At 72.3% G+C, this 23,112-nt stretch carries 17 protein-coding genes and 2 tRNA genes; 11 read left to right on the top strand and 8 right to left on the bottom strand.

Going from position 1 to position 23,112, the window contains the following annotated elements:
* Positions 1-32 precede the first annotated feature (32 nt).
* Positions 33-2,504, bottom strand: coding sequence for a hypothetical protein (locus tag ACWFRU_RS19880; protein WP_453688659.1), 2,472 nt, complete (start codon positions 2,502-2,504; stop codon positions 33-35).
* Positions 2,505-2,630: 126 nt separating this feature from the next.
* Here ACWFRU_RS19880 and ACWFRU_RS19875 point away from each other — a divergent pair.
* The 5 genes from ACWFRU_RS19875 (at position 2,631) to ACWFRU_RS19855 (ending at position 8,963) form a co-directional block, all read left to right on the top strand.
* Positions 2,631-2,702, top strand: a tRNA-Gly gene (locus tag ACWFRU_RS19875).
* Positions 2,703-2,733: 31 nt separating this feature from the next.
* Complete coding sequence (locus ACWFRU_RS19870) at positions 2,734-4,224, top strand: SDR family NAD(P)-dependent oxidoreductase (protein WP_453688657.1); 1,491 nt, start codon at positions 2,734-2,736, stop codon at positions 4,222-4,224.
* On the top strand, positions 4,221-5,414 hold the full coding sequence (locus ACWFRU_RS19865) for a ribonuclease inhibitor (protein WP_453688655.1): 1,194 nt from the start codon (positions 4,221-4,223) through the stop codon (positions 5,412-5,414). Before ACWFRU_RS19870 ends, ACWFRU_RS19865 begins: the two co-directional genes overlap by 4 nt.
* A 79-nt stretch (positions 5,415-5,493) precedes the next feature.
* Positions 5,494-5,566: transfer RNA gene (locus ACWFRU_RS19860), tRNA-Trp, on the top strand.
* 52 nt (positions 5,567-5,618) lie between these two features.
* On the top strand, positions 5,619-8,963 hold the full coding sequence (locus tag ACWFRU_RS19855) for a hypothetical protein (protein WP_453688653.1): 3,345 nt from the start codon (positions 5,619-5,621) through the stop codon (positions 8,961-8,963).
* A gap of 33 nt (positions 8,964-8,996) precedes the next feature.
* Here the strand turns inward: ACWFRU_RS19855 and ACWFRU_RS19850 are convergent, their stop codons facing one another.
* From ACWFRU_RS19850 to ACWFRU_RS19835, 4 genes are all read right to left on the bottom strand, one after another.
* Positions 8,997-9,968: an acyl-ACP desaturase gene (locus ACWFRU_RS19850; protein WP_367046664.1), complete on the bottom strand. Its 972-nt coding sequence runs from the start codon at positions 9,966-9,968 to the stop codon at positions 8,997-8,999.
* 180 nt (positions 9,969-10,148) lie between these two features.
* Positions 10,149-10,925 carry a dimethylargininase gene (gene ddaH, locus ACWFRU_RS19845; RefSeq protein WP_453688651.1) on the bottom strand — a complete coding sequence of 259 codons (777 nt, stop codon included), beginning with the start codon at positions 10,923-10,925 and terminating at the stop codon, positions 10,149-10,151.
* Positions 10,926-10,997: 72 nt separating this feature from the next.
* Positions 10,998-13,289: an ATP-binding cassette domain-containing protein gene (locus ACWFRU_RS19840; RefSeq protein ID WP_453688649.1), complete on the bottom strand. Its 2,292-nt coding sequence runs from the start codon at positions 13,287-13,289 to the stop codon at positions 10,998-11,000.
* Positions 13,290-13,299: 10 nt separating this feature from the next.
* Positions 13,300-14,931: an ABC-F family ATP-binding cassette domain-containing protein gene (locus ACWFRU_RS19835; RefSeq protein ID WP_453688647.1), complete on the bottom strand. Its 1,632-nt coding sequence runs from the start codon at positions 14,929-14,931 to the stop codon at positions 13,300-13,302.
* A 354-nt stretch (positions 14,932-15,285) separates the two neighbouring features.
* Between ACWFRU_RS19835 and ACWFRU_RS19830 the strand changes: the two genes are divergently transcribed.
* Positions 15,286-15,969: a GOLPH3/VPS74 family protein gene (locus ACWFRU_RS19830; RefSeq protein WP_453688645.1), complete on the top strand. Its 684-nt coding sequence runs from the start codon at positions 15,286-15,288 to the stop codon at positions 15,967-15,969.
* A 33-nt stretch (positions 15,970-16,002) separates the two neighbouring features.
* Here the strand turns inward: ACWFRU_RS19830 and ACWFRU_RS19825 are convergent, their stop codons facing one another.
* Positions 16,003-16,419: an SsgA family sporulation/cell division regulator gene (locus ACWFRU_RS19825; RefSeq protein ID WP_453688643.1), complete on the bottom strand. Its 417-nt coding sequence runs from the start codon at positions 16,417-16,419 to the stop codon at positions 16,003-16,005.
* A 171-nt stretch (positions 16,420-16,590) separates the two neighbouring features.
* Here ACWFRU_RS19825 and ACWFRU_RS19820 point away from each other — a divergent pair, with 171 nt between their 5' ends.
* Entirely contained in the window at positions 16,591-17,706 is a 1,116-nt protein-coding gene (locus tag ACWFRU_RS19820; protein WP_453688641.1) for a WD40/YVTN/BNR-like repeat-containing protein, read from the top strand.
* Positions 17,707-17,712: 6 nt separating this feature from the next.
* On the opposite strand, the gene ACWFRU_RS19815 is transcribed toward ACWFRU_RS19820, so the two are convergent.
* On the bottom strand, positions 17,713-18,009 hold the full coding sequence (locus tag ACWFRU_RS19815) for a YciI family protein (protein ID WP_453688639.1): 297 nt from the start codon (positions 18,007-18,009) through the stop codon (positions 17,713-17,715).
* A gap of 157 nt (positions 18,010-18,166) precedes the next feature.
* On the opposite strand from ACWFRU_RS19815, the gene ACWFRU_RS19810 reads away from it, so the two are divergent.
* On the top strand, positions 18,167-18,775 hold the full coding sequence (locus ACWFRU_RS19810; RefSeq protein WP_453688637.1) for a hypothetical protein: 609 nt from the start codon (positions 18,167-18,169) through the stop codon (positions 18,773-18,775).
* Positions 18,776-18,805: 30 nt separating this feature from the next.
* Positions 18,806-19,534: an endonuclease V gene (locus ACWFRU_RS19805; protein ID WP_453688635.1), complete on the top strand. Its 729-nt coding sequence runs from the start codon at positions 18,806-18,808 to the stop codon at positions 19,532-19,534.
* On the opposite strand, the gene ACWFRU_RS19800 is transcribed toward ACWFRU_RS19805, so the two are convergent.
* On the bottom strand, positions 19,506-20,717 hold the full coding sequence (locus ACWFRU_RS19800) for a saccharopine dehydrogenase family protein (RefSeq protein ID WP_453688633.1): 1,212 nt from the start codon (positions 20,715-20,717) through the stop codon (positions 19,506-19,508). The two genes, ACWFRU_RS19805 and ACWFRU_RS19800, sit on opposite strands and share 29 nt — an antisense overlap.
* 196 nt (positions 20,718-20,913) lie before the next feature.
* Here ACWFRU_RS19800 and ACWFRU_RS19795 point away from each other — a divergent pair, with 196 nt between their 5' ends.
* Together ACWFRU_RS19795 and ACWFRU_RS19790 are read left to right on the top strand one after the other, a co-directional pair.
* Entirely contained in the window at positions 20,914-22,071 is a 1,158-nt protein-coding gene (locus tag ACWFRU_RS19795; RefSeq protein ID WP_453688631.1) for a CaiB/BaiF CoA transferase family protein, read from the top strand.
* Positions 22,071-23,096, top strand: coding sequence for an LLM class F420-dependent oxidoreductase (locus tag ACWFRU_RS19790; protein WP_363207597.1), 1,026 nt, complete (start codon positions 22,071-22,073; stop codon positions 23,094-23,096). Before ACWFRU_RS19795 ends, ACWFRU_RS19790 begins: the two co-directional genes overlap by 1 nt.
* Positions 23,097-23,112: the final 16 nt, after the last annotated feature.

Genomic DNA, 23,112 nt, shown 5'->3' with positions numbered 1-23,112 from the left:
CCCGCCTCACGCGTACGCGGCCGCGCGTCACCTCAGGCGTAGGTGACCGTGAACCTCCTCGTGCCCGCCGGAATGTGTACGTCGTCCCCCGTCACCGTCAGGTCCCGGCCGTCCGCCGTGACCGCCCGCACCGGGCCGAACCGGCACGGATAGACGTACCGCACCCGCTTCGGCGCCCGTGTGATGTCCACGGTCACCTTCCGCGCGCCCGCGTCATGGGTGAGCCGGTAGCCGAACGGCGCGCCGAACAGGTTCGGGGCGTCGTCGACGGCCACCGTGACCCCGTCCGGCACCCAGTGGGGACGTATGCCCGGCGCGATGTAGAGGTGCGGGTCGCGGTCCTCGTCGGCCTCGAAGAAGAGGATGTCGCGGATCAGGAGCAGATACTCCGCCGCCGCCCAGCCGTGCGGGATGTCCCCCATGTACCAGTGCCGACCCGGGACTTCGCCGTAGTCGGAGGCGATGGGGAAGGCGTGCTGCTCGTTCCACGCGCCGAGCGCCACCGCCCGCTCCTCGGTCCTCGGCAGCGACGCGCCGACGATCCAGCCGAGCAGCGCGTCCATCCGCTCGGTGTCACCGGCCAGCAGGTAGGCGTGCGCCAACTGGGTCGTGAGGTAGGGGCCGTAGGTGTTCCAGGCCGCTTCGTGGCGGTACCCGCCGGTCACGAAGTGCGCGTACATCGTGTCGAGCGTCCAGCGGGCCGCCCGGTCGATGTCCTCGCCCAGCTTGCTGCCCATGTGCAGCCGCAGCGGGTGGAAGAACGCCGCCGTGCCGATCATCGTCGAGTCGAGCCGCCCGACGTCGGCGGGCCCGGTCGGAATGTACGTCTCCCAGGCGCCTTGCCTGCGCTGCTCCTCCAGAACCCAGCGGATCGAGTCGGCCGTCGCCCGCTTCAAGTCGTCGAAAGCGCCCCAGAGTTCGGGTACATCGGGCGACCCGAGCCGCTCCGCGAGCCGCGCGGCCTCGTAGAGTCCCGCCAGGCCCCACAAGTCGTCCCAGTAGTGCGGCTTGTGGCGCTCGCCGAGATGTTCGGCGCTCCAGCCGCTGTGCAGCAGGCCGTTCTGGTCGCGGTTGTCCCGCAGCCACCGGGCGCCGTCGATGACGTACGGCGTGTAGAGCTTGGCGCCGAACGCGGTGGCGCGGCCATGGGTCCGGTCGAAGCGGCCGATGGCCCACAGCGCCTGGCCGTTGCTGTCCCACTCGCGGTCGTCCTTCTCGTGCGGCCCGCCGTAGAAGCCGTACTCCGCGCACGGCCCGATGCGACCCGATCCGCGGTTGAACTTGAGCGGATAGTGCGTGCCCAACTGGCGCTCGGCCAGCGACGCGTCACCGACCAGCGAGCACGCGGTGGCCTCGACGGAGGAGTCACGAATCCAGAAGGAGTCGTACACCGTCGGCCCCGGGTGGATCTCGCCGTGGTCGGAGAGGATCAGGAGCTGCGAGCGGCACTGGCGGAACTGGTCGGCCAAGTGGGCCACAGGTTGCGGCAGTTGCGGCTGCACGCCCCGCGCGATCAGCTTGTCCGTCCAGAACACCCGGTTGGCCTCCTCCAGCTCCGTGGCGGGAGTGGCCTTGATCTCCGCCAGATCGGCGGACCCGCTGTAGAGGTCGACGGGAAGCCGGACGTCGAGCTCGAACAGCTCGTCGTCGGTGATCCGGTAGGGCCAGGCGAACGCCGCGCTGCACATCCCGGCGATCTGGTCCTGCGCCTGGAGGGCGCCGTTCAGCTTGCCGCCCGTCACGAGGTCGTGGAACGGGTTGCGGGTCAGATAGGAGCCCGGGTCGTACGTGAAGTCCGGGTTGCCGTACACGCCGAACTGCTCGGGGGCCGTGTCGAAGACCGGGCCCCAGCCCGAGTTCGTCTCCACCCGCCCCTCGTCGGGAAGATGGCGCAGGAACGTCAGGCGCCGGTCGGTGATCTGGCGGCCGTTGCGGTCGTGCCGCTGGAAGCCGCTCGGCCCCGCGGGCATGACGGCCGCGCACAGCCAGCCCTCGCGCGGCTGCCCGGTCGCGCTGCCCACGGTCAGCCGGGTCACGACGAGGTCCCGCTGCCGGGGGCCGATCGCCGTCCCGAAGGTGCGCTGCACGAACTCGGTGCCGTCGGCGGTGCGGAAGGTGGTCAGGACCACCGGCAGATGGGGCGCCTCCATGCGCTGGCCGACGGCTCCGGCGTCCGTCAGCTGCGGAAGGCGGACGGCGCCGGTCGAGGGTGAGTAGAGGAAGAAGGACAGGCAGTACTTGTCGTAGACCGGTTCGATCTCGCCCGCCTGCCCGATCAGGGACTCCTGCCGGTGGTCCTTGACACCCACCATGTGCCAGTAGCGGTACAGGGCGTTCGAGGCGAAGGCGGCCTCCTTGGATTCGTACGTTCCCGAGTCGAAGTCGTCGCTCCAGTGCCGGAAGGCCGCCTGGGCCCACCACGGAACGGGGTAGGGCACCTGAGCCCGTCCCGCCCAGCCGCGCCACATGACCTCGTAGAACATCCATTCATGGGTCTGCGCCATGGGTTCCACCCCCGTGCCCACCGTTGCACCAGGGCGGGCGGTCGTAAATCGGTTCGGCACGGGGGTCTTGTGCGGTTACGATCCGGGAGCGCGGGCGGACCGAAGACTCCTGGTCCGCGTGTGCGGGGTCCTGTAGAGCAGAGGCAGACTCGCCGCTTTGCCAAGGCGGATACGCCGGTTCGAATCCGGTCGGGACCACGAGCGGACGGCACGGGCGGGGCGGGACGGCATGAGTGAGAGCGGCGGGACCGGCGAGGCGATCGGCGAGGCCGACCTCGCGGTCTTCCACGACCTGGTCGGCAGGCTCCGCGCGCTGCCGGTCGACGACCCCGCGCGGCTGCGCGCCGAGCAGGTCGCCGCGTCCTTCGCCCGCGACGGACGGCTGCGCAGGCGCAAGGCGCGCGGCGCCGAACTCTCCGCCGCCGACGCGGCCGTGATGGCCGCCACCGCCACCGGGGCCGACGACCGCCGTGAGGACGCGCCGCTGGTCGCCGATGGGACCGCGGGGGCCGCGGGTGTCGCGGGTTTCGCGGAAGCCCCAGGTGCTGTGGGTGCTGCGGGTGCTGCGGGTGCCGCGGCAGTCGCGGGAGTTTTCCGGCGGCCCCGGCCCTGCTATGTCTGCAAGGCGTCGTATCGACAGGTCGACTCCTTCTACCACCGGCTCTGCCCCGACTGCGCCGCCGACAACCGAGCCCGGCGCGGGCTCGCCACCGATCTGAGCGGGCGCCGTGCGCTGCTCACCGGGGGCCGCGTGAAGATCGGCTTCCAGCTTGCCCTGATGATGCTGCGCGACGGCGCGGAACTCCTGGTCACCAGCCGCTTCCCGCACGACACGCAGCGGCGTTTCCGTGCCGTGCCGGGCAGCGAGAAGTGGCTCGACCGCCTCACCGTGCTCGCCGTCGACCTGCGTGACCCGCGCCAAGTCCTGGGACTGTGCGAGGAGTTGCGTAAGGAGGGCGAACCGCTGGACATCCTGGTCAACAACGCGGCACAGACGGTGCGAAGGCCGCCCGAGTCGTACGCGGCGCTCACGGCGGGGGAGTCGGCGCGGCTGCCCGCCGGGGCCCGTGGCGCCCCCGGGTTCCGCCCGATGGCGGCGCTGGAGGACTCCGCCGCGACGCGGGGCGCGCTCGCTCTGGTCCTGCGCGAGTCCGACGCCCTGGGTGAGATGAGCCCCCAGCCCGCATCCACCGCCCTGTACGCGGCCGACGAGGCGGGCCTGCTGCGTGATCCCTCGCCGGAGAACTCCTGGTCGGCCCGGCTCGGCGGCCTCGACCCCGCCGAGGTCCTGGAGACCCAGCTGGTCAACGCGCTCGCCCCGGCACTGCTCTGCGACCGGTTGCTGCCGCTGCTTCTCGCATCGCCCCGCCCCCGCACGTACATCGTCAACGTCACCGCGGTCGAGGGGCGTTTCGCGGTGCGCAACAAAACGGCCGGGCATCCGCACACGAACATGGCCAAGGCCGCCCTGAACATGCTCACGCGCACGAGCGCCGCCGAACTCGCCGGGCAGGGCGTGCACATGTGCGCCGTCGACACCGGCTGGATCACCGACGAGAACCCCGCACCGAAGAAGGACCGCATCGCCGGCGCGGGCTTCCGCACGCCTCTCGACGTGGTGGACGGCGCGGCCCGGATCTACGACCCGATCGTGCGCGGCGAGGCGGGCGCGCCGGTCTCGGGGGTCTTCCTCAAGGACTACCGGGAGGCGGAGTGGTGAACGACCCCCTTGAGGCGCCACGGTTCGCGGGCGTGCCCCGCGTCGAGCCGCGCCCCGTCGCCGAACTGGCCCCGCTCCTCGCCTGGTTGCGAGGCGGGCAGGCGGCGAGCGAGCGTCTCGACTTCTCGGCCGGGACGGTGCTTCCGGACGGGCGGCTCGACCTGTGCAAGCAGGCGATCGGAGCGCGCGGTGCCGCGCTGGTCGCCGAGGTGCTACGGGCCGATCGCGCCGAACAGCAGCCCGCCGTGCGGCACTTGCTGCTCGGCACGGACGGCCTGGGCGACGAGGGAGCGGCCGTCGCGGCGGCGGTCGCGACCGGTGAGACGGGCCCCACCGGCGTCGAGACGCTCTACCTGGGCTGCAACGGCATCACCGCCGGCGGCGCCTGCCGCATCGCGGACCAGTTGCGCGCCTCGCCGCAGGTCGTGACCGGTCTCTGGCTCAAGCGCAACCCGCTGGGCCCGGGGGCGGGAGCCGCCGCCACCGAACTGATCGAATCCGTACGGACGTTGCGCACCCTCGACCTCGTCCAGACCGGCCTGGACGCGGCCGGGACGGCGGCTCTCGCCGACGCCCTGCTCGCGGGAGCCGATGCCGGGCGTCGCGTCGAGCGCGTCTTCCTGGGCGGCAACCCGCTCGGACCGTCGGGCGCGGCCCCGCTGGCCGAGCTGATCGCGCGGGGCGGAGTGCGTGAACTGTACGTGTCGGCTGCGGGGTTGGGCGACGAGGGAGCGCTGCTGCTCGCGGAGGCGCTGGAGCGCGCCGAGCCGGGTGGGCTCGACCGTCTGGCCCTCGCCAGCAACGGCATCGGGCCGCGAGCCGCCGCCCGGCTCGTCGCGGCCTCCGTGACCGCAGGGGTACGGCTGCTCGACCTCGGCAGAGTGCGTGCCGCGGGGACGCTCGGGGCGGCGGACAACCACGTCGACGACACGGCGGCCGCAGCCATCGCGGAAAGCCTCGCCGCGGTCGAACACCGCCTGGCGCACCTGGTGCTCACCCACACCGGCCTGCGCAGTCGCGAGGCACACCGCCTGCTCGACACCGCCGTCCACGCGCGCACACCCACCCGCTTCGTCCTCGGCCAGGGCATCGCGGCGAGCATCAAACGCCGCCTCGTCGGCCTCAGCGCCCACATCCCGGCGCCGACGACGCCACGGGATGTGGCGGCGGTACGCAGCGTTCACCGTTGAGCTCGCGAGGCGAAACCTTCCCCACAACACCGAATCCGCAAGCCTGCGGCCCGCCCCGGGGATACGATTCACCGCAAGGCGGGGCGTAGCGCAGGGGCTGTCGCGCCGGTCTCCAAAACCGGAACACGCTGGTTCGATTCCAGCCGTCCCGCCCCCTTCGCAATTCGCTGTCCCCGGGCCGGTCCCACCAGGCAGAATCCGCGCATGGCACCGCACGAGACGACCGCCGCCCGATATCTGCTCTCCGACCTCGACCCCCTGCCCCATCCGCGGCGGCTGCGGGAGATCGCCGAGAGCGCCCGGGACCTCGCGGGGCGCGGGGCGCTGCGGTCCGTCATCGAGGAGCTCGAACGCGGCGGCCCGTACGAGCGCGGGGTGGCCGTCCTGCTGGCCTGTGCCGGTGGGGACGCCGAGTGGATCGCGGCGCGGATCGCCGACCCCGACCCCTTCGTGCGGGGGCACGCGCTGCGGGTCGCGCAGAGCCAGGGGGTGCCGGACGCCGTCTTCGAGGCAGCGCTCGACGACGCGCCCGAGGTGGTGCGGCGGCAGTTGCTGCGGGCGATCGTCGCCGGGCGCCGCACCGCGCTCGCCGATCGCGTCATCGACCCGCTGCGCCGGCAGTGGGGCGACGCCGAGGCGGCCAGACTGCTCCCCGGTTGCTCGGGCCCCGTGGTCGAGCGGCTGCTGCCCGGCCTCTTCCACGCCGTACGGGGCTGGCGCCCACTGGCGCGACGGCACGCGGGAGCCCTGCTCGACGTCGCCGGACGTGAACTCGACGCGCTGCCCGTCGCGCTGCGGGACGCCTGGTGGCAGCGGTACGCGGCGGGGGTCGCGGCCGTCACGGAGGCGGAGCCGACCCGGGTGCTCGACCTCCTCGAACGGTTCGCGCCCAGCGTGTTCCCGCTGCGTCTGCGCTCGCGTCTTGGGGTGCTTGCCGATGCCGCGCCGGGGCGTGTCCTGGCGATCCTGTGCGGGCCCTGGGGGTGGCCGCTTCGACGCAGCGGCGAGCTCACGGCCCCCGTGCTGCGCAAGCTCGCACGCTCCGGCGCGCCCGAACTGCGCGCGTACGCCCGCACCGTCGCCGACGACTCCGCCGACCTCGCCCGGCTGATGCTCGCCCACCCGCCCGCCGAGCGGGCCGCCGTTCACGCGCGCGCCGTCGAGGGGCGCGGCGCGGGAGCCGTCACCGTCGACGGGGTCATCCTCGGCGCGCTGCCCCGCGGCGCCGCCGCCGACGAGGCCCGGCGCGCGGCCGAGCGGGTCAAGGAGAGCGGCGGCCACTGGAGTGCCGTCCTGCTCGCCGAGTCCTTCCTGCCCTGCGCCGAGGTGCGCGACCGGCTCGTGGCGGCGACCCGGCGGCCCGCGGCCGACGACCGTGCGCAAGCCTGGCCGCTGCTCGTCCGCAATGCCGCCCGCTCCGGCGAGCAGGCTCAAGTCACCGCCGTACTCGAAGAGATGACCCGGCTGGCCAACGAGCAGGACCCCGTGCGGTCCGCCGCCCTGACCGCGCTCGCCGAGACCCGCCCCGCCCTCTTCGGGGCCGACGCGGAACCGTTCCTCGACCGGATCTGCGCCGACGCCGTCGCGGCCCGCGACTCCTCCCACGCCACCCGCGGCAGCCTCAGCCGCCTGGCCGTCGCCGTCCTGCGGGAGCACGCGGCGGGCGGGCAGCGGGAGTTGGTGAACTGGGCGCTGCGCACGCTCGTCCGCATCTCCGGCAACACCGGTGGCGCGGACCTCGGACGCCTGGACCGCACGCTGCGCCGCGGCCAGGAACATGAGGTGTTCGAGGCGCTGCGTCCCTGGATCGAGGCGGGCGCGGAGAAGGCCGACTACAGCCTCACCTTCGCGCTGGCCCGCGCGGTCGGCCGGCGGGCCGCCGGAATGAGGGAGCTGCAGGAACTCCTGTGGCAGGCCATCCGGTTCGGCAGCAACGCGACGGTGTCGCGAGCGGTCGACCTGTGGTTGCAGCCACCCGCGACCCGTGATGAACGCGTCGCCCGCGTCCTGGCGCACGAGCAGTCCACCGGTGTGCTCACCCCGGTCCACACCGTGGTGTGCTCACGCCGCACGGACCTGCTCGACCCCCTCCTTTCCGCGACACCGCCCTACGGACGGTTCCTGACCAAGGGGGCCGCCTGGACCCTGCCGGCCGGCGCCCGCCGGATCGGCCGCTGGCTGCCGCGTCAACAACAGGCGCTGGCACGGCAGTTGGAGCAGGCGGCCGGTGACGCGGGGCTCCCGAAGTGGGACCGGGCCGAGGCGATCGCGCGTGGCGCGTGCATCCCCGGCGCGGGCGAGGAGCTCGTACGCCGCTGGGCCCGGTCGTCCGACACCGTGCTCGCCGAGGCGGCCATCGGCGCCCTCGCCCACACCTCGTGGCCCGGGGACACGCTGCCCGACCTGCTGGCGCACGCGGGTGGCGAGCGGGCGCGGGTCGCGGTGTACGCGGCGACGCGGGCGTCACGGCATGTACCGCCCTCCCGGCTCGCGGCGTTGCTGCGCGACGTCCTGTGCGGGCCCGGCAAGAAGGTCACCAGCCGCAAGGAGGCCGCGCGTCTGGCCGCCGTACGGCTGCCCGCGCCGCAGGCGGCGGCGCTGCTCGCCGACGCCTACGAGACGCCGGACGCCCACCGCGACGTACGCGCGGCCTGTGTCGCCTTCGCGGGCGGGCTGCTCGGCGAGGAGCGGGTCTGGGCGCTGCTGGCGGACGCGGCCGGGGGTGAGGCGGTGCTGCGCACGGCGGTGCTTCGGGTCCGGCCGCTCGACCTGGCGCCGGAGCACCGGGAGCGGTACGCGCGCCTGGTGCGCGAGGCGGTCGGGGCCGATGACGACGAGGCCGCGGGCCAGGCGCTCGCCGCCCTGGCGCGGTGGGCCCCGTGGTCGCCGGAGGCGGCATCGGTCCTCGCGCACGCGGTCGCGGACCTCGACCGGCGGGCCACGTGGCAGGTGGCCGCGCGGGGGCTCGTGACGGCGGCGGCGACCGCGCCCCGCGGCGGCGAGGCACTGTGCGGCGCCTTGGCCGCGCTGGCGGGTTCCGACGTACGCGAGCCGGACCGGGATCTGCCCGCACGGCGGCGGATCGAGTACGTGGCCCAGACGCTGGCCGACGAGGGCGAGGTGTACCGGACCGTTGCCCTGCGGGCGGCCGGGCTTCTTGCCGGGTACGGGGATTTCGTGCCGCAGGCCGCCGAGGTGCTCGCCGGTGCGGTGGCGCTGGACGGCGAGCCCGCCGAGGTGGTCGCCGCGTTGTCGCGGCTGGCCCGGCTGCACGAGGGGCGGCCCGCGCTGGCCGTACGGACGGCGTCGACGCTGGGCGCGCGCCTGGCCGACGCGGAGGGGGAGCCGGCATCGCTGCTGCCCGTGGCCCGCCGCCTTGCCGAGGACGGCGGTCAGGCGTCCGGCCTCTTCGCCGTGGCGGCGGTGGAGTCCTGCGGGGAGCGGGAAGGCTGGCCGGAGGCCTGGCGGGATCTGCTGGGGTCCCTGCGGGGCCACGGCGTCCCGGATGTCCGGGACGCCGCGCTGTCGGTGTGCACGACGGGGGAGTGACCGTGGGGGCGGCACCCCGCGGGGATGGGTGTCCTACTTGCCCCGGGCCGCCATCCGCGCCTTGCGGGCGGCGAGCTTCTCGTCGAACTTGGAGGCCTCGGTGTCCAGGCCGTTCATGTAGAGGCCGAGCTCTTCCTGTGCCTTGAGACCCTCGGGGCCGAGCCCGTCGATGTCCATGACCTTCAGGTAGCGAAGGACGGGCTGGATCACGTCGTCGTGATGGATGCGCATGTTGTAGATCTCGCCGATGGCCATCTGCGCGGCGGCGCGCTCGAAGCCGGGCATGCCGTGGCCGGGCATCCGGAAGTTGACCACGACGTCGCGCACGGACTGCATGGTCAGGTCGGGGGCGAGCTCGAAGGCCGCGCCCAGGAGGTTGCGGTAGAAGACCATGTGCAGGTTCTCGTCGGTGGCGATGCGCGCCAGCATGCGGTCGCAGACCGGGTCGCCCGACTGGTGGCCGGTGTTGCGGTGCGAGACGCGGGTCGCGAGCTCCTGGAAGGCCACGTACGCCACGGAGTGGAGCATCGAGTGGCGGTTGTCGGACTCGAAGCCCTCGGCCATGTGCGCCATGCGGAACTGCTCGAGCTTGTCGGGGTCCACGGCGCGCGAGGCCAGGAGGTAGTCGCGCATCACGATGCCGTGGCGGCCCTCCTCGGCGGTCCAGCGGTGCACCCAGGTGCCCCAGGCGCCGTCGCGGCCGAAGAGGGATGCGATCTCGTGGTGGTAGCTGGGGAGGTTGTCCTCGGTCAGCAGGTTGACGACGAGGGCGATCTTGCCGATGTCCGTCACCTTGGACTGCTCGGGCTCCCAGGCCTCGCCGTCCTCGAAGTAGCCGGGGAAGTTCCGGGCGTCCGAGAACGGGACGTACTCGTGGGGCATCCAGTCCTTCGCCACCTTCAGGTGGCGGTTGAGCTCCTTCTCGACCACTTCTTCCAGGGCGAACAGCAACCGGGCATCGGTCCAGTCGTCCGTGCTGCCGAGATGAGGAGAGGTGATCGTCACGGGGGCTCCAGGGGGGACGGGAGTTTTTACGGATTACGTGCGTAGGGGTTACGCGGTGGTATGAGTGGTGCTACCTACCTACGGTCTCGTAGGTTACGTTGCCGTAGGTTAAGCCCTCCGTAAAGTGGCTGAGACGGAGGGGCCCAGGAGCCTCTCGCGTCCCACCCGCCCCAGGACTGGTCAGACGTACAGCTCCCGCAGCCGGACTGAGAGGCATGTCACACAGCCCTCACGCTTCTCGAACTCGCTGATATCCACCACGACGGGTTCGAAACCGAGGTCCGCGAGCAGTTCCGCGCTCTTCGGCGCGCTCGCGGCGAGCAGCAGTTTCGCGCCACCGAGAAGCACCACATGAGCCCCGGATTCCTCGGGCACGGGCAGGAAGCGCGGGAAGAGAGAGGGGGAGTCCACCAGGGGCGGGTGGCCGATGACCGTGCCGTCCGGAAGCGCCGTGACCGCCGACTTCAGATGCAGGACCTTGCTGACGGGGACGGCCACGACCCGTGCCCCCAGCGGTTCGAAGACCGCTCGGAGCTGGCGCACACCGGCCGCGTTCGTGCGCCCGCCCCGGCCCACGTAGATGGTGTCGTCGACCTTCAGGATGTCGCCGCCGTCCAGCGTGCCCGGCTCCCACACCCAGTTGACGGAGGCGCCGAGCCGCGCCACGGTCTCCTCCACGGCGGCCGTCTCCGCCCGCCGGGACTCGGCGCCGGGGCGGGCGATCAGCGCCACGTTGCGGAAGACGACGACCGTGTCCTCGACGAAGACCGAGTCCGGGCAGTCATCGGCCGGTTCCACCTCGACCGTCTCCCAACCGTGCGCCCGCAGCGCGTCGGCGTACGCCTCCCACTGCCGGAGGGCGAGGCCCGCGTCGACCGGGGTCCGCTCGACGTGGGTGACCAGGCCTTCGGCGAGGCGCGGCCCTGGGCGGCGGATCAGCGCTTTCCTGCTGGGCACGGGGTGTTCTCCGTAGGGGTGGAGCGGCCGGGGGGAGTCCCCACCCGGCGCCGGGTGGGGGTCTTTCCGACATCATGCAGCGTGCGAGGGGTCCAGGCCCAGGTCTCGTCGCAGATGATCGGCGGTGAATGATCCGGTCGCCTCCACGAGCTGTCCCGGCGTTCCCTCGAAGACGATCCGACCGCCGTGCTTGCCGCCGTCGGGGCCGAGGTCGATCACCCAGTCCGCGTGCTTGACGACCTCCAGGTTGTGCTCGACGACGACCACGGTGTTCCCCGCGTCCACGAGCCGGTCCAGCAGGGCGAGCAAGCCGTCCACGTCCGCCATGTGCAGGCCGGTCGTCGGCTCGTCCAGGACGTACGTCGTGCCGGTGCGGTGCAGCTGCGTGGCGAGCTTGATGCGCTGGCGCTCACCGCCCGACAGGGTGCTCAGCGGCTGCCCGAGCGTCAGGTAGGTGAGCCCCACGTCGTGCAGGGCCCGCAGCCTGCGCCGCACGGCCGTGTCGTCGACTGCGGCGAGGAAGCCGAGGGCACGCTCGGCCGTCATGTCCAGGACGTCGGCGATGGAGCTGCCCTCTACGGTCAGCCGCAGCACGTCCTCCTTGAAGCGGCGCCCCTCGCACGCCTCGCAGGTCGTGGTCACCGGGTCCATGAAGGCCAGGTCACTGTAGATGATCCCGCGGCCCTGGCAACTCTCGCACGCTCCGGCCGAGTTGAAGCTGAACAGCCCCGCTTCCCGGCCGGTCTCGCGCGCGAACAGCTTGCGCAGCGAGTCCATGATCCCGAGATACGTCGCCGGGGTCGACCGGCCCGAGATGCCGATGCCCGACTGGTCGACGACCACGGCGTCCGGGTGCTCGGCGACGAACGCACGCGACACCAGCGTGCTCTTGCCCGATCCCGCGACGCCCGTCACCGCCGTGAGCACCCCCGTCGGCACGCGCACGCTGACGTCCTTGAGGTTGTGCAGGTCGGCTCCCTTGACCCACCGCCCGCCGATGGCCTCGCGCGGGTTCTCCTTGACGCCCGTCGAGCGCCGCAGGTGGCGGCCCGTGAGCGTGTCGGCGCGGCGCAGCTCGTCCGGTGTCCCCTCGAAGACGACCAGACCGCCGCCCGTGCCCGCCGCGGGGCCCATGTCGACGACGTGGTCGGCGACGGCGATCACGTCCGGGTCGTGCTCGACGACCAGGACGGTGTTCCCCTTGTCGCGCAGGCGCAGCAGCAGGTCGTTGAGGCGCCCCACGTCACGCGGGTGCAGTCCGACGCTCGGCTCGTCGAAGATGTACGTCATGCCGGTCAGGCTGGAGCCCAGGTGCCGCACCGTCTTCAGGCGTTGCCCCTCGCCGCCGGAGAGGGTGGAGGTCTCGCGGCCGAGGCTGAGGTAGCCGAGGCCGATCGCCTCGATCCGTTCCAGCGCCGCCACGGCCGCCGACGCGACGGGGCCCGCCACCGGGTCGTCGATGCGCGCGAGCGCGGGGATGAGGTCGGTGACCTCCATGCGCGAGCAGTCGGCGATGCTCATGCCGTCGATACGGGTGGCCAGCGCCGCCGCGTTGAGCCGCGCCCCCTCGCAGAGGTCGCACTCGCCCTCGACGAGGAAGCGCTGCACGAGGTCGCGGGTTTTCTGCGAGAGCGTCGACAGGTCGCGGTTGAGGTAGAGCCGCTCGAAGCGGTCCGCGAGCCCTTCGTAGTCGATGTCCCGCGCGCCGCCGGTGTTGTCGACGTTGACCTTGCCGCCCTGCTTGCCGCCGCGCATCAGGAACTCCCGCTCCCGCGCGCTGAATTGCCCCACCGGCTTGTCGGTGTCCAGGTCGGGGGTGTTGGTGTACGTCTGGCCCTGCCAGGTCCCGGCGGCGAACGGCGGGAAGAGGATCGCGCCGTCCGCCAGGGACTTGGCAGGGTCCAGGATGCGGTCGTAGTCGGGCCGTACGGTCTTGCCCAGGCCGTGGCACCGGGGGCACATGCCCGACGGGTCGTTGAACGAGTACGCGGTGGCCGGCCCGGCACTCGGTGTGCCGTGCCGCGAGAACAGCACGCGCATCACCGAGTAGATGTCCGTCATCGTGCCCACCGTCGACCGCGAGTGGCCGCCGATCGGCCGCTGGTCGACGACGATCGCGGGCGAGAGCTCCTCGATGGTCTCCGCGTGCGGCCGCTCGTACTTCGGCAGCCGGTTGCGGACGAACCACGTGAACGTCTCGTTGAGCTGGCGCTGCGACTCGACCGCGATCGTGTCGAACACGACCGACGACTTCCCCGACCCCGATACGCCGGTGAACACCGTGAGCCGGTCCTTCGGAATGCGCAGGTTCACCTCCTTGAGGTTGTTCTCACGGGCTCCTGTGATGGTGATGAACTGGTGCATACACGCGAAGCTAGCCGGGATACCCGACAGCTTCTGTCGTGATTTCCTTCATTTCTCCGTCGAGAAGCAGCCAGCGCGTGATGCCGATCGACTCCAGGAACGGCACGTCGTGACTGGCCACGATCAGTGCTCCCTCGTACGACTCCAGGGCCGTGGCCAGCTGTTTCACGCTCGCCATGTCGAGGTTGTTCGTCGGCTCGTCCAGCATCAGGAGCTGCGGCGCCGGCTCCGCGAGCAGCAGCGCGGCCAGCGCCGCACGGAACCGCTCGCCGCCCGACAGGGTCGCCGCCTGCTGATCGGCCCGTGCCCCCTTGAACAGGAAGCGGGCCAGGCGGGCCCGGATCCTGTTGTTGGTGGCCCCGGGCGCGTAGCGTGCCACGTTCTCGGCGACGGTCAGCTCCTCGTCCAGGACGTCGAGGCGCTGGGGCAGGAAGCGCAGCGGGACGTGCGCGAGCGCCTCGCCTTCCACGGCTGCCAGCTCTCCGGCGATGGTCCGCAGAAGCGTGGTCTTGCCCGCGCCGTTACGGCCGACCAGCGCGATCCGTTCGGGTCCGCGCAGCTCGAACTCACCCTGCACGCACGCCCCGTAATGCAGGGTCAGCTCGCGCAGCGTGAGCACCGTGCGGCCCGGCGGGACCGCGGTGAACGGCAGGTCGACGCGGATCTCGTCGTCGTCGCGCACCGCCTCGACGGCCTCGTCCAGACGCTCCTTGGCCTCGGTGAGCTTCTCCTCGTGCATGATGCGGTGCTTGCCCGCGGACACCTGTGCCTGACGCTTGCGCTCGCTCATGATGACCTTGGGCTCGCGCTTGGTGTCCCACATCTTCTGGCCGTACCGCTTGCGGCGGGCCAACTTGACGTGTGCGTCGGCCAGTTCACGCTTCTGCTTCTTCAGGTCGGACTCGGCGACGCGCACCATGCGCTCCGCCGCCTCCTGCTCGGCGGCCAGCGCTTCCTCGTACGCCGAGAAGTTGCCTCCGTACCACTTGAGTTCTCCGTCCCGCAGATCGGCGATCTGGTCGACCAGATCGAGGAGTTCACGGTCGTGGCTGACCACGACCAGGACCCCGGGCCAGGACTCGACGGTCGCGTAGAGGCGCCGACGGGCGTACAGGTCCAGGTTGTTGGTGGGTTCGTCGAGCAGGAGCACGTCGGGCCGGCCGAGCAGCAGTGCGGCAAGGCGCAGCAGCACGGACTCGCCGCCGGACACCTCGCCGGTGGTGCGGTCCAGGCCGATGTGGCCGAGGCCGAGCTGATCGAGGGCCGCGACGGCGCGCTCCTCCACGTCCCAGTCGTCGCCGACCGCCGTGAAGTGCTCCTCGGCCACGTCGCCCGACTCGATGGCGTGCAGGGCGGCGCGAGTCGACGCGATGCCGAGCACCTCGTCGACGCGCAGAGTGGTGTCGAGGGTGACGTTCTGCGGCAGGTACCCGATGTCACCGGCGACGCGGACGGTGCCGTCGGTCGGCGTGAGCTCACCGGCGACGAGCTTCAACAGGGTTGACTTTCCTGACCCGTTGACGCCGATGAGGCCGGTCCTGCCGGTTCCGAAGGCCGCCTGGAAATCGTCGAAGACGCGGGTTCCGTCCGGCCAGGTGAAGTCGAGCGACGTGCACGTGATGGAGGTGGGGTGGGTAGACATGGGGTCCTCGCGGTTGCGTGAGATGAAGCGCGGTCAGGGGCAACGCGTTTCGGGACACCGCGACGTGCGACGGAAGGACGGGAGCAGCGTCGTCAGGGGGCGCGAAGGAGGGCAGAAAAAAGGGCCCTGTGCCCGGGGACGGCTCGTACGCCGAGGTCGCACGCTACGCACACGGCCGAGCCGTGTGACGCGGTGACACCAGACCTCAGACGAGCAACGTCCTACTCCTATCGGCGACAACAGAACCGCTATACACCGTAGGGTGCGGCCCGGGAGCTGTCAACGATTTATCGTGAGCGCGGACGAGGATCGCGGACGACGAGCGCGGACAGGAGCGCGGACGAGGAGGCCCTCATGCCCTATGGCTCGCTCTCACTTCCGACCCGGATCTTCCTGCTGGCCTGGGACACGGGAAGGAACAAGATCGCCGCCGCCCCCGACCTGCCGTACGCGGTACGGGCCTGCGCGCTGGCGGAGCTGGCCCAGCGAGGACTCGTCTCGGACGTGGACGGCATCGTCACGCCGGTCTTCGGCGCCCGCACCGGGGACCCGGCGCTCGACGTCGTCCTCGAACTCATCGAGGAGTCCCGGCCCCGCAAGTGGCGCGGCTGGATCACCCACAAGTCCGGCTACACGATGGACCGGGTGCGCGACCAGCTGGTGGCGGAGGGCTATCTGCGGTCGGAGCGCACCCGGGTCCTCGGGATCTTCCCTTCCCGGCGTTACGAACTGGAGCGCGCCGGATACGTGGAGGTCCTGCACGCCGAGGCGCTCGCGGTGCTGCGCGGCCCGCTGCCGGTGTCCGAGGTCCCGGCGGGCGACGCGGCCCTGGTGGTCTGCGCGGCGACGGGCAAACTGCGCGGCATCATCCCGGGCAAGGAACGCAGGCAGTACAGGGACCGGCTCGACGAGCTCACCGACCGCGGCGGAGCCCCGGCCCCGGAGCTCCCGGAACTCATGCGCCGGCTGCGCAAGGCCCTGGCGTCGGCGGTGTCGGCCGCTGAGGCGGCCAGGTCGAGCGGCGGCGGGAGTGGCTGAACGGGCGCCCGAGGGGCGGTCCGCGGCCGGGTGCTAGCAGGCGTCCCGCATCAGGTCGGCGAGGTCCCGGTCCAGATCGACGTACAGATGCTCGTCGCCCATCGGCACCAGGGAGAGCGAGCGCTGCAGGAAGCCGCGCAGCTCGCCGGTGCGGATGTGGACGATCGCCGTGCCCTCGGGGGCGTGGAACTCGACGACCGTGCGGTCGAAGCCATAGGGGCGCACCCGGACGTCGCCGTCGCCCACCGCCTGCTCCAGGCCCTGGGTGAGCAGCTCACGGGCGAAGGTCCAGTAGACCTCGATGCCCTCCAGGGTCGCCGGGGCGGGGAAGCTCATCCGGACGGCGAACGGATCGCTCCGGTCGTAGTGCAGTGTGGCGGGAATGGTCGACATCCGCGGTGCGGCGGCGACGAGGCGGGCCTCTACGGCTTGTTCGATGCTGGTGGACAACGCCTGCTCCCTCAACTACAGCTGGACGACTCGGGTCGGCACTTTGATAGACGTCGGAATGACGGAATCCGTGCACGCGAACACGGAGTGACCTCGGTCACCGCGTGCTCTTCACTCTCTTCACGGAATCCCCGGAAGGAATCCTGCGTTCCGGTGGTAACTTCGCCCGCCATGAAGTCTCTGGGGAAGACGAGATGGGCGCGGTCCATGGGCCGCGCGGTGTCGGTGGGACTGTGCGGGGCGGCGCTCGCGGCGACGGCGCTGGCCGCGCCCGGCCCCGCCCAGGCGGCCGCCGGGAGCCAGTCGCAGCGGGGCGGCGGCTGGGCCCTCAAGGACAGCGGCTCCGAGGCGCGCTTCCGCGGTCTTGCCGCCGTCAGCAGGCACACCGCCTGGGTGGCCGGCGCCAAGGGCACCGTGCTGCGCACGTCGGACGGCGGCGAGAACTGGCGGAACGTCTCTCCGCCCGGGGTCGAGGGGCTGGAGTTCCGCGACGTCGAGGCCTTCGACGGCCGCCGCGCGGTGGTGCTGGCCATCGGCGAGGGCGAGGCGTCCCGTGTCTTTCGCACGTCGGACGGCGGAGCGACCTGGACGGAGTCCTTCCGCAACACCGACCCCAAGGCCTTCTACGACTGCATGACGTTCTTCGACCGGCGCCACGGCCTGGCGATGAGCGACCCGGTGGACGGCAAGTACCGCATCCTGTCCACCGCCGACGGCGGCCGCTCCTGGAAGGTCCTGCCCAGCGACGGCATGCCCGCGGCCCTGGAGGGCGAGGCGGGCTTCGCGGCGAGCGGCCAGTGCCTGGTGAGTTCCGGCCCCCGCGACGTGTGGCTCGCCACCGGGGGAGCGGCACGCGCGCGTGTCCTGCACTCCGCCGACCGGGGCCGCACCTGGACGGCCACGGACACGCCGGTCCCGGCGGGCGACCCGGCCCGCGGTGTCTTCGGCCTCGCCTTCCGCGACCGTACGCACGGCATCGCGGTCGGCGGCGACTACAACGCGGGCAAGCCCTCGCCCAAGGCCGCCGCCACCACCCGTGACGGGGGCCGCACCTGGACCACGGCCGCCGAGCCCCCGCCCGCCTATCGCTCCGGGGTGGCCTGGCTGCCCGGGAGCCGCCGCGGCGCCCTCGCGGTCGGGCCGACCGGCACGGACGTCACGTCGGACGGCGGGCGCAGCTGGCGGACGGTCGACGCCGGGTCGTACGACACCGTCGACTGCACGCGCGACCGGGCCTGCTGGGCGTCCGGCGAGAAGGGCCGGATCGCGCGCTGGGAACGGAACTGAAGGGTCCTAGGGAAGCTGCTGCCGGTAGGGGGCGAGTGCCGGGGCCGTCTTCGTGGCGATGAACTCGGTGATCCGGTACTCGCAGACCTCCGCGAGCACGAAGGGGTCGCCCGCCGCGATCTCCTCGATGGCGGCGCGGTCCTCGGCCACGGCCAGGATCACGCCGCCGTCGCGCGGGTTCTTGCGCCCGGAGGCGATGAAGACGCCCTGCTCATACAGCTGGTCGAGCCAGGCGACGTGGGCATCGAGCTCCTTGTCGACGGCGGACACGGGCGCGGTGTAGGTCAACTCGAGAACGAACATGATCGCGAGGCTACCGCCGCGCGCCGCCATCCGGGGCCGTGGCCCGGGGCGGTCGCGGTCCCCCGCCGGGCCGACTCTTATGCTGACGGCTCCACCTGCCGCTCCATGGGGCCATTTTCGTGCCGCGCGGCTGCCCCATTTCTGCCGGGAGTTCACCTTGCTGTACGGAAAGACCACTTCGCGCGCCGTCGCGACGGTGGCGGTGCTCGCCCTTGCGCTGACCGCCTGCGGCGGCGGCGACGGCAAGAAGGACGCGTCGGACAGGAAGCGGGTCCCGCGCGCCGCCGGTGAGAGCGCCACCGGCGAGGCGAAGGAGGGCGACGTCTTCGTCACCTACGACCTCACCGCGCAGAAGGTCGAACTGGGCACGGAGGCCGAGACCGCGAAGATGGTCTCCGAGCCCAAGCTGGCCAAGGGCCTGATCCCGGCGATCGCTTACGTGAAGTACACGCACCGGTCCGGCCCGACCCTCACGGAGCGCCCGCGCGCCAGCCAGCCCACCACGATCTATGCGGACGGCAAACGCGGAACCCTGATCGTCGGCGCCGCCGACCGCGCGCCGGGCTGCGAGGCCCCCTGGTCCATCAAGGGCTGGAAGAAGGGGCAGACCCACGTCATGTGCGAGACCTATCTGGTCCCCAAGGACGCGAAGGACCTGGAGGTCCACTGGTCCGAGCAGGGCGGCCGGACGTTCATCTGGAAGTTCCCGGCGGCCAAGGCTCCGGGGACCAAGGCTCAGGCGACCAAGGCACCGACGGCCAAGTGAGCCGCGGCGCCGCCTAGGCTTGCCCGCACCATGACGACGCACACCACTGCCTCTTCCCACACGCCCGCCGACTGGCCCACCGACGAGCCGACCGCCCGCGCGGTCCAGGACCGGCTCCGCGCCCGGGTCGTGCTCGACGAGACGGGCCCCGAACCGGGCACCGGACACGTCACCGGCGTCGACGTCGCCTACGACGACGAGCGCGACATCGTCGCGGCGGCGGTGGTCGTCCTGGACGCGGCGACACTCGACGTCGTCGAGGAGGCCACCGCGGTGGGCCGCGTGACCTTCCCGTACGTGCCGGGGCTGCTCGCCTTCCGCGAGATCCCCACCGTGCTCGCCGCCCTGGGGGAACTCGACGCCGCGCCCGGCCTCGTCGTCTGCGACGGCTACGGCATCGCCCACCCCCGCAGGTTCGGCCTCGCGAGCCACCTCGGCGTCCTCACCGGGCTGCCCACGATCGGCGTGGCCAAGAACCCCTTCACGTTCACCTACGAGGCTCCGGACGCGCCGCGGGCGAGCGCGTCCCCGCTCCTGGACGGGGCCGAGGAGATCGGCCGCGCCCTGCGCACCCGCGAGGGCGTCAAGCCGGTCTTCGTCTCCGTCGGCCACCGCGTGAGCCTGGACAACGCCTGCGCCCACACGCTCCGTCTGACGCCGCGCTACCGACTCCCGGAGTCCACGCGCCGCGCGGACGCCCTGTGCCGCACGGCCCTGCGCGAGGCGACGGCTAGCGCGTCGCCGCCACCCGGAAGCTGAGCCCGGCCGCCGTCAGCCGCGCGGTCAGTGCGTCGCCCATCGCCACGGCGGTGGTGAGCTGCCCGGCCACGTCCGGCAGGTCGTCGTCGACGGCCAGGCACAGGGCCGCCTCGCCCAGCATCTTCGCCGTCTCGTCGTACCCCGGATCGCCGCCCGAGACCTCCGTGTAGACCCGCTTGCCGCCGCCCTCGCCGACGAACCGCACGGAGAACCAGCTGTCCGCGCGCCGCTGCTCGCTCGGCCCGTCGCCCGGCTTCAGGCGTGACGACAACCACCGCCGAGCGGGCGGCAGTTGGGCCGCGGCCACCAGAGCACTGACGCCCACCGCGCCGCCCACCGCGAACGGCAGGGTCTTCACGGCCGCGTAGTGGCGGTAGCGGAAGTCGGGACCGTAGCGCTCGAGCGCCCGGGCCGAGCGCTGCACCACCTGCGGGTCGATCGTGGGCAGGGGCAGGGCCCAGGCGCCGACCTCGCCCGCGTACCGGGGCGCGCTCGGCGGCGCGTACGCCTTGCGGCCCACCACGCGCGGCTCGTGCCGCCGCCGGTCCCGTGCGGCGGCCAGCATCTGCGGGCCCCGTGCGAACTGGGCGAGCGCGGAGGCGAACGTACCCCCGGAGAAGGTCGCGTTGCTGCGCACGAACCCGTCGACGCGCAGCGGCACGTCGTCCGGGAGCTGCTTGACGGTGAAGTACGCGCCCAGGTCGTGCGGGACCGAGTCGAAGCCGCAGGAGTGCACGAGGCGTGCGCCCGTCTCCCGCGCGCGGGCCTCGTGCCGCACGTACATGAGGTCGACGAACTCCGGCTCACCGGTGAGGTCCACGTAGTCCGTGCCCGCCTCGGCGCACGCGGCGACGAGTTCCTGGCCGTACTCGAGATAGGGGCCGACGGTCGTGGCCACCACGCGCGCGTGCCCCGCCATCTCCCGCAGGGACGCCGGGTCCGCCACGTCGGCGCGGACGAGGGGGAGCTTCGCGCAGGCCGGGTGGGCTTCGGCGAGCTTGTCCCGCAGCCGCGCCAGTTTCCCGGTGTCACGCCCCGCGATCGCCCAGCGCACGCCTTCCGGGGCGTGCGCCGCGAGGTACTCCGCGGTGAGCACGCCGACGAAACCGGTCGCCCCGAAGAGCACGATGTCGTACGTGCGGTCCGCCGCACGCTCCTTGCCGTTGCCGTTCTGACTGGTCATGGCACCTCTCTGCCGTGCGCCCCACGCCGATGTCGGTGGCCGAGGCTAGCGTGCGAGGGGAGTCGCGGCGCAAGGCCCGCCCCCCGATTTGTCTAAGCGCTTGCTTGCTAGGGTCTTGTGCGGAGTGGAACACGTTCTTAGCATCACTGGTGTTACATCAGTTGTGTCATAGCTGTGCCATAGCGCTGGGGGCTCAATGGCAGTTCCGGACAAGGGCGTTCACGGACCGCTCGCAGGGGTGCGTGTGGTCGAGCTCGCGGGCATCGGTCCCGGCCCGTTTGCGGCCATGCTCCTCGCCGACCTCGGTGCCGACGTCGTACGCGTCGACCGGCCCGGCGGCGGCGGTCTCGCGATCAATCCCGAGTACGACATCACCAACCGCAACAAACGCTCCGTGATCGTCGACCTCAAGGCGGCGGACGGCGCGGACCGCGTCCTGGACCTGGTCGACCGCGCCGACGTCCTCATCGAGGGCTACCGCCCGGGCGTCGCCGAGCGCCTCGGCGTCGGCCCCGATGCCTGCCACGCCCGCAACCCGAAGCTTGTCTACGGCCGGATGACCGGCTGGGGCCAGGAGGGGCCGCTGGCCCAGCGCGCCGGGCACGACATCGCCTACATCGCGATCACCGGCACCCTCGGCATGATCGGCAACCCCGGCGAGCCGCCCACCGTCCCCGCGAACCTCGTCGGCGACTACGCGGGAGGTTCGCTCTACCTCGTCGTCGGCATCCTCGCGGCCCTGCACCACGCGCGTGCGACCGGCGCGGGGCAGGTCGTGGACGCCGCGATCGTCGACGGCACCGCGCACCTCACGTCGATGATCCACGGCATGCTCGCGGCCGGCGGCTGGCAGGACCGGCGCGGCGCCAACCTCCTGGACGGCGGCTGCCCGTTCTACGGCAACTACGAGACGGCCGACGGCGGACACATGGCCGTCGGCGCCCTCGAGCAGCAGTTCTACGACGAGTTCATCGAGCTCCTCGGCCTGACGGACGAGGCGCCCGCCCGCAAGGACCTCGCCCGCTGGGGCGAGCTGCGCGAGGCGGTCGCCGCCCGCTTCAAGTCACGTACGCGCGAGGAATGGACGGCCGTCTTCGAGGGCACCGACGCGTGCGTGGCGCCCGTGCTGTCGCTGCGCGAGGCCCCCGCACACCCCCACCTCGCCGCCCGCGGCACCTTCGTCGACCACGGCGGCATCACCCAGCCCGCACCCGCACCCCGCTTCTCCGCGACGCCCACGGACGTGCGCGGCGGCCCCGCCCAACCGGGCGCGGACACCGAGGCCGTGGCCCGCGACTGGGACGTACCGGCGCTCGTCCGGCACTCCGACACCACCCCGAAGGAAGACAGCTGATGGAGATCTCCGCACCTCTCGCCTACGCGGGCGACCCGCGGCAGGCCGCCGACGAACTGGCGGCCCTGGAGTCCGCCGGTCTGGACGCCGTCTGGGTGGCGGAGGCGTACGGCTTCGACTCGCCCACCATCATGGGCTACCTGGCCGCACGCACGGAGCGTATGAAGATCGGCGCCGCGATCCTCAACGTCTACTCGCGCACCCCCGCCCTCATCGCCCAGACGGCGGCCGGACTCGACGCGATCTCCGGCGGCCGGGCGATCATCGGGCTCGGCGCCTCGGGCCCGCAGGTCGTCGAGGGCTGGCACGGAAAGCCGTACGACAAGCCCCTCGCCCGCACCCGCGAGGCCATCGAGCTGACCCGCCGCATCCTGCGCCGCGAGGTCATCGACCACCACGGCGTGACGGACATGCCGCTGCCCAAGGAGAAGGGCGGCAAGCTGGGCAAGCCGCTCAAGATCCTCACCAGGCCGGTCCGCCCCGAAGTGCCGCTGTACGTGGCCTCGCTCGGCCCCGCCAACGTCCGCATGACCGCCGAGATCGCCGACGGCTGGCTGCCCACCCTGTTCATCCCGGAGAAGGCCCACCAGGTGTGGGGCGCTCCGCTCGCGGAGGGCAAGGAGAAGCGCGATCCGGCGCTCGGCCCGTTGCAGACGGTCGCGGGCGGACTGCTCGCCATCGGCGACGACGCGGCCGCCGTACGGGATCTGGCCCGACCCCAGATCGCCCTCTACGTAGGCGGCATGGGCGCCCCGGGGAAGAACTTCTACAACGACCTCGCGGTCGCGTACGGATACGAGAAGGAAGCCAAGCTCATCCAGGAGCTGTATCTCTCGGGCAAGAAGAAGGAAGCCGAGGCCGCCGTTCCGGACGAGTTCTGCGAGCTCATGTCGCTGTGCGGACCCGAGAGCTACGTCCGTGAGCGTGTCGAGGCCTTCCGCGAGGCGGGCGTCACCATGCTCAACGTCATTCCCGTCGGCCCCGAGCCGGCCAAGTCGATCGAGACCGTCAAGGGCTGGCTCTGAGGCTGTAGGAGGCCGT

Source organism: Streptomyces sp. NPDC055099 (assembly GCF_053607685.1).
The sequence above is the reverse complement of the archived record's forward strand: the minus strand, read 5'-3'. Positions and strand labels throughout refer to the sequence as shown.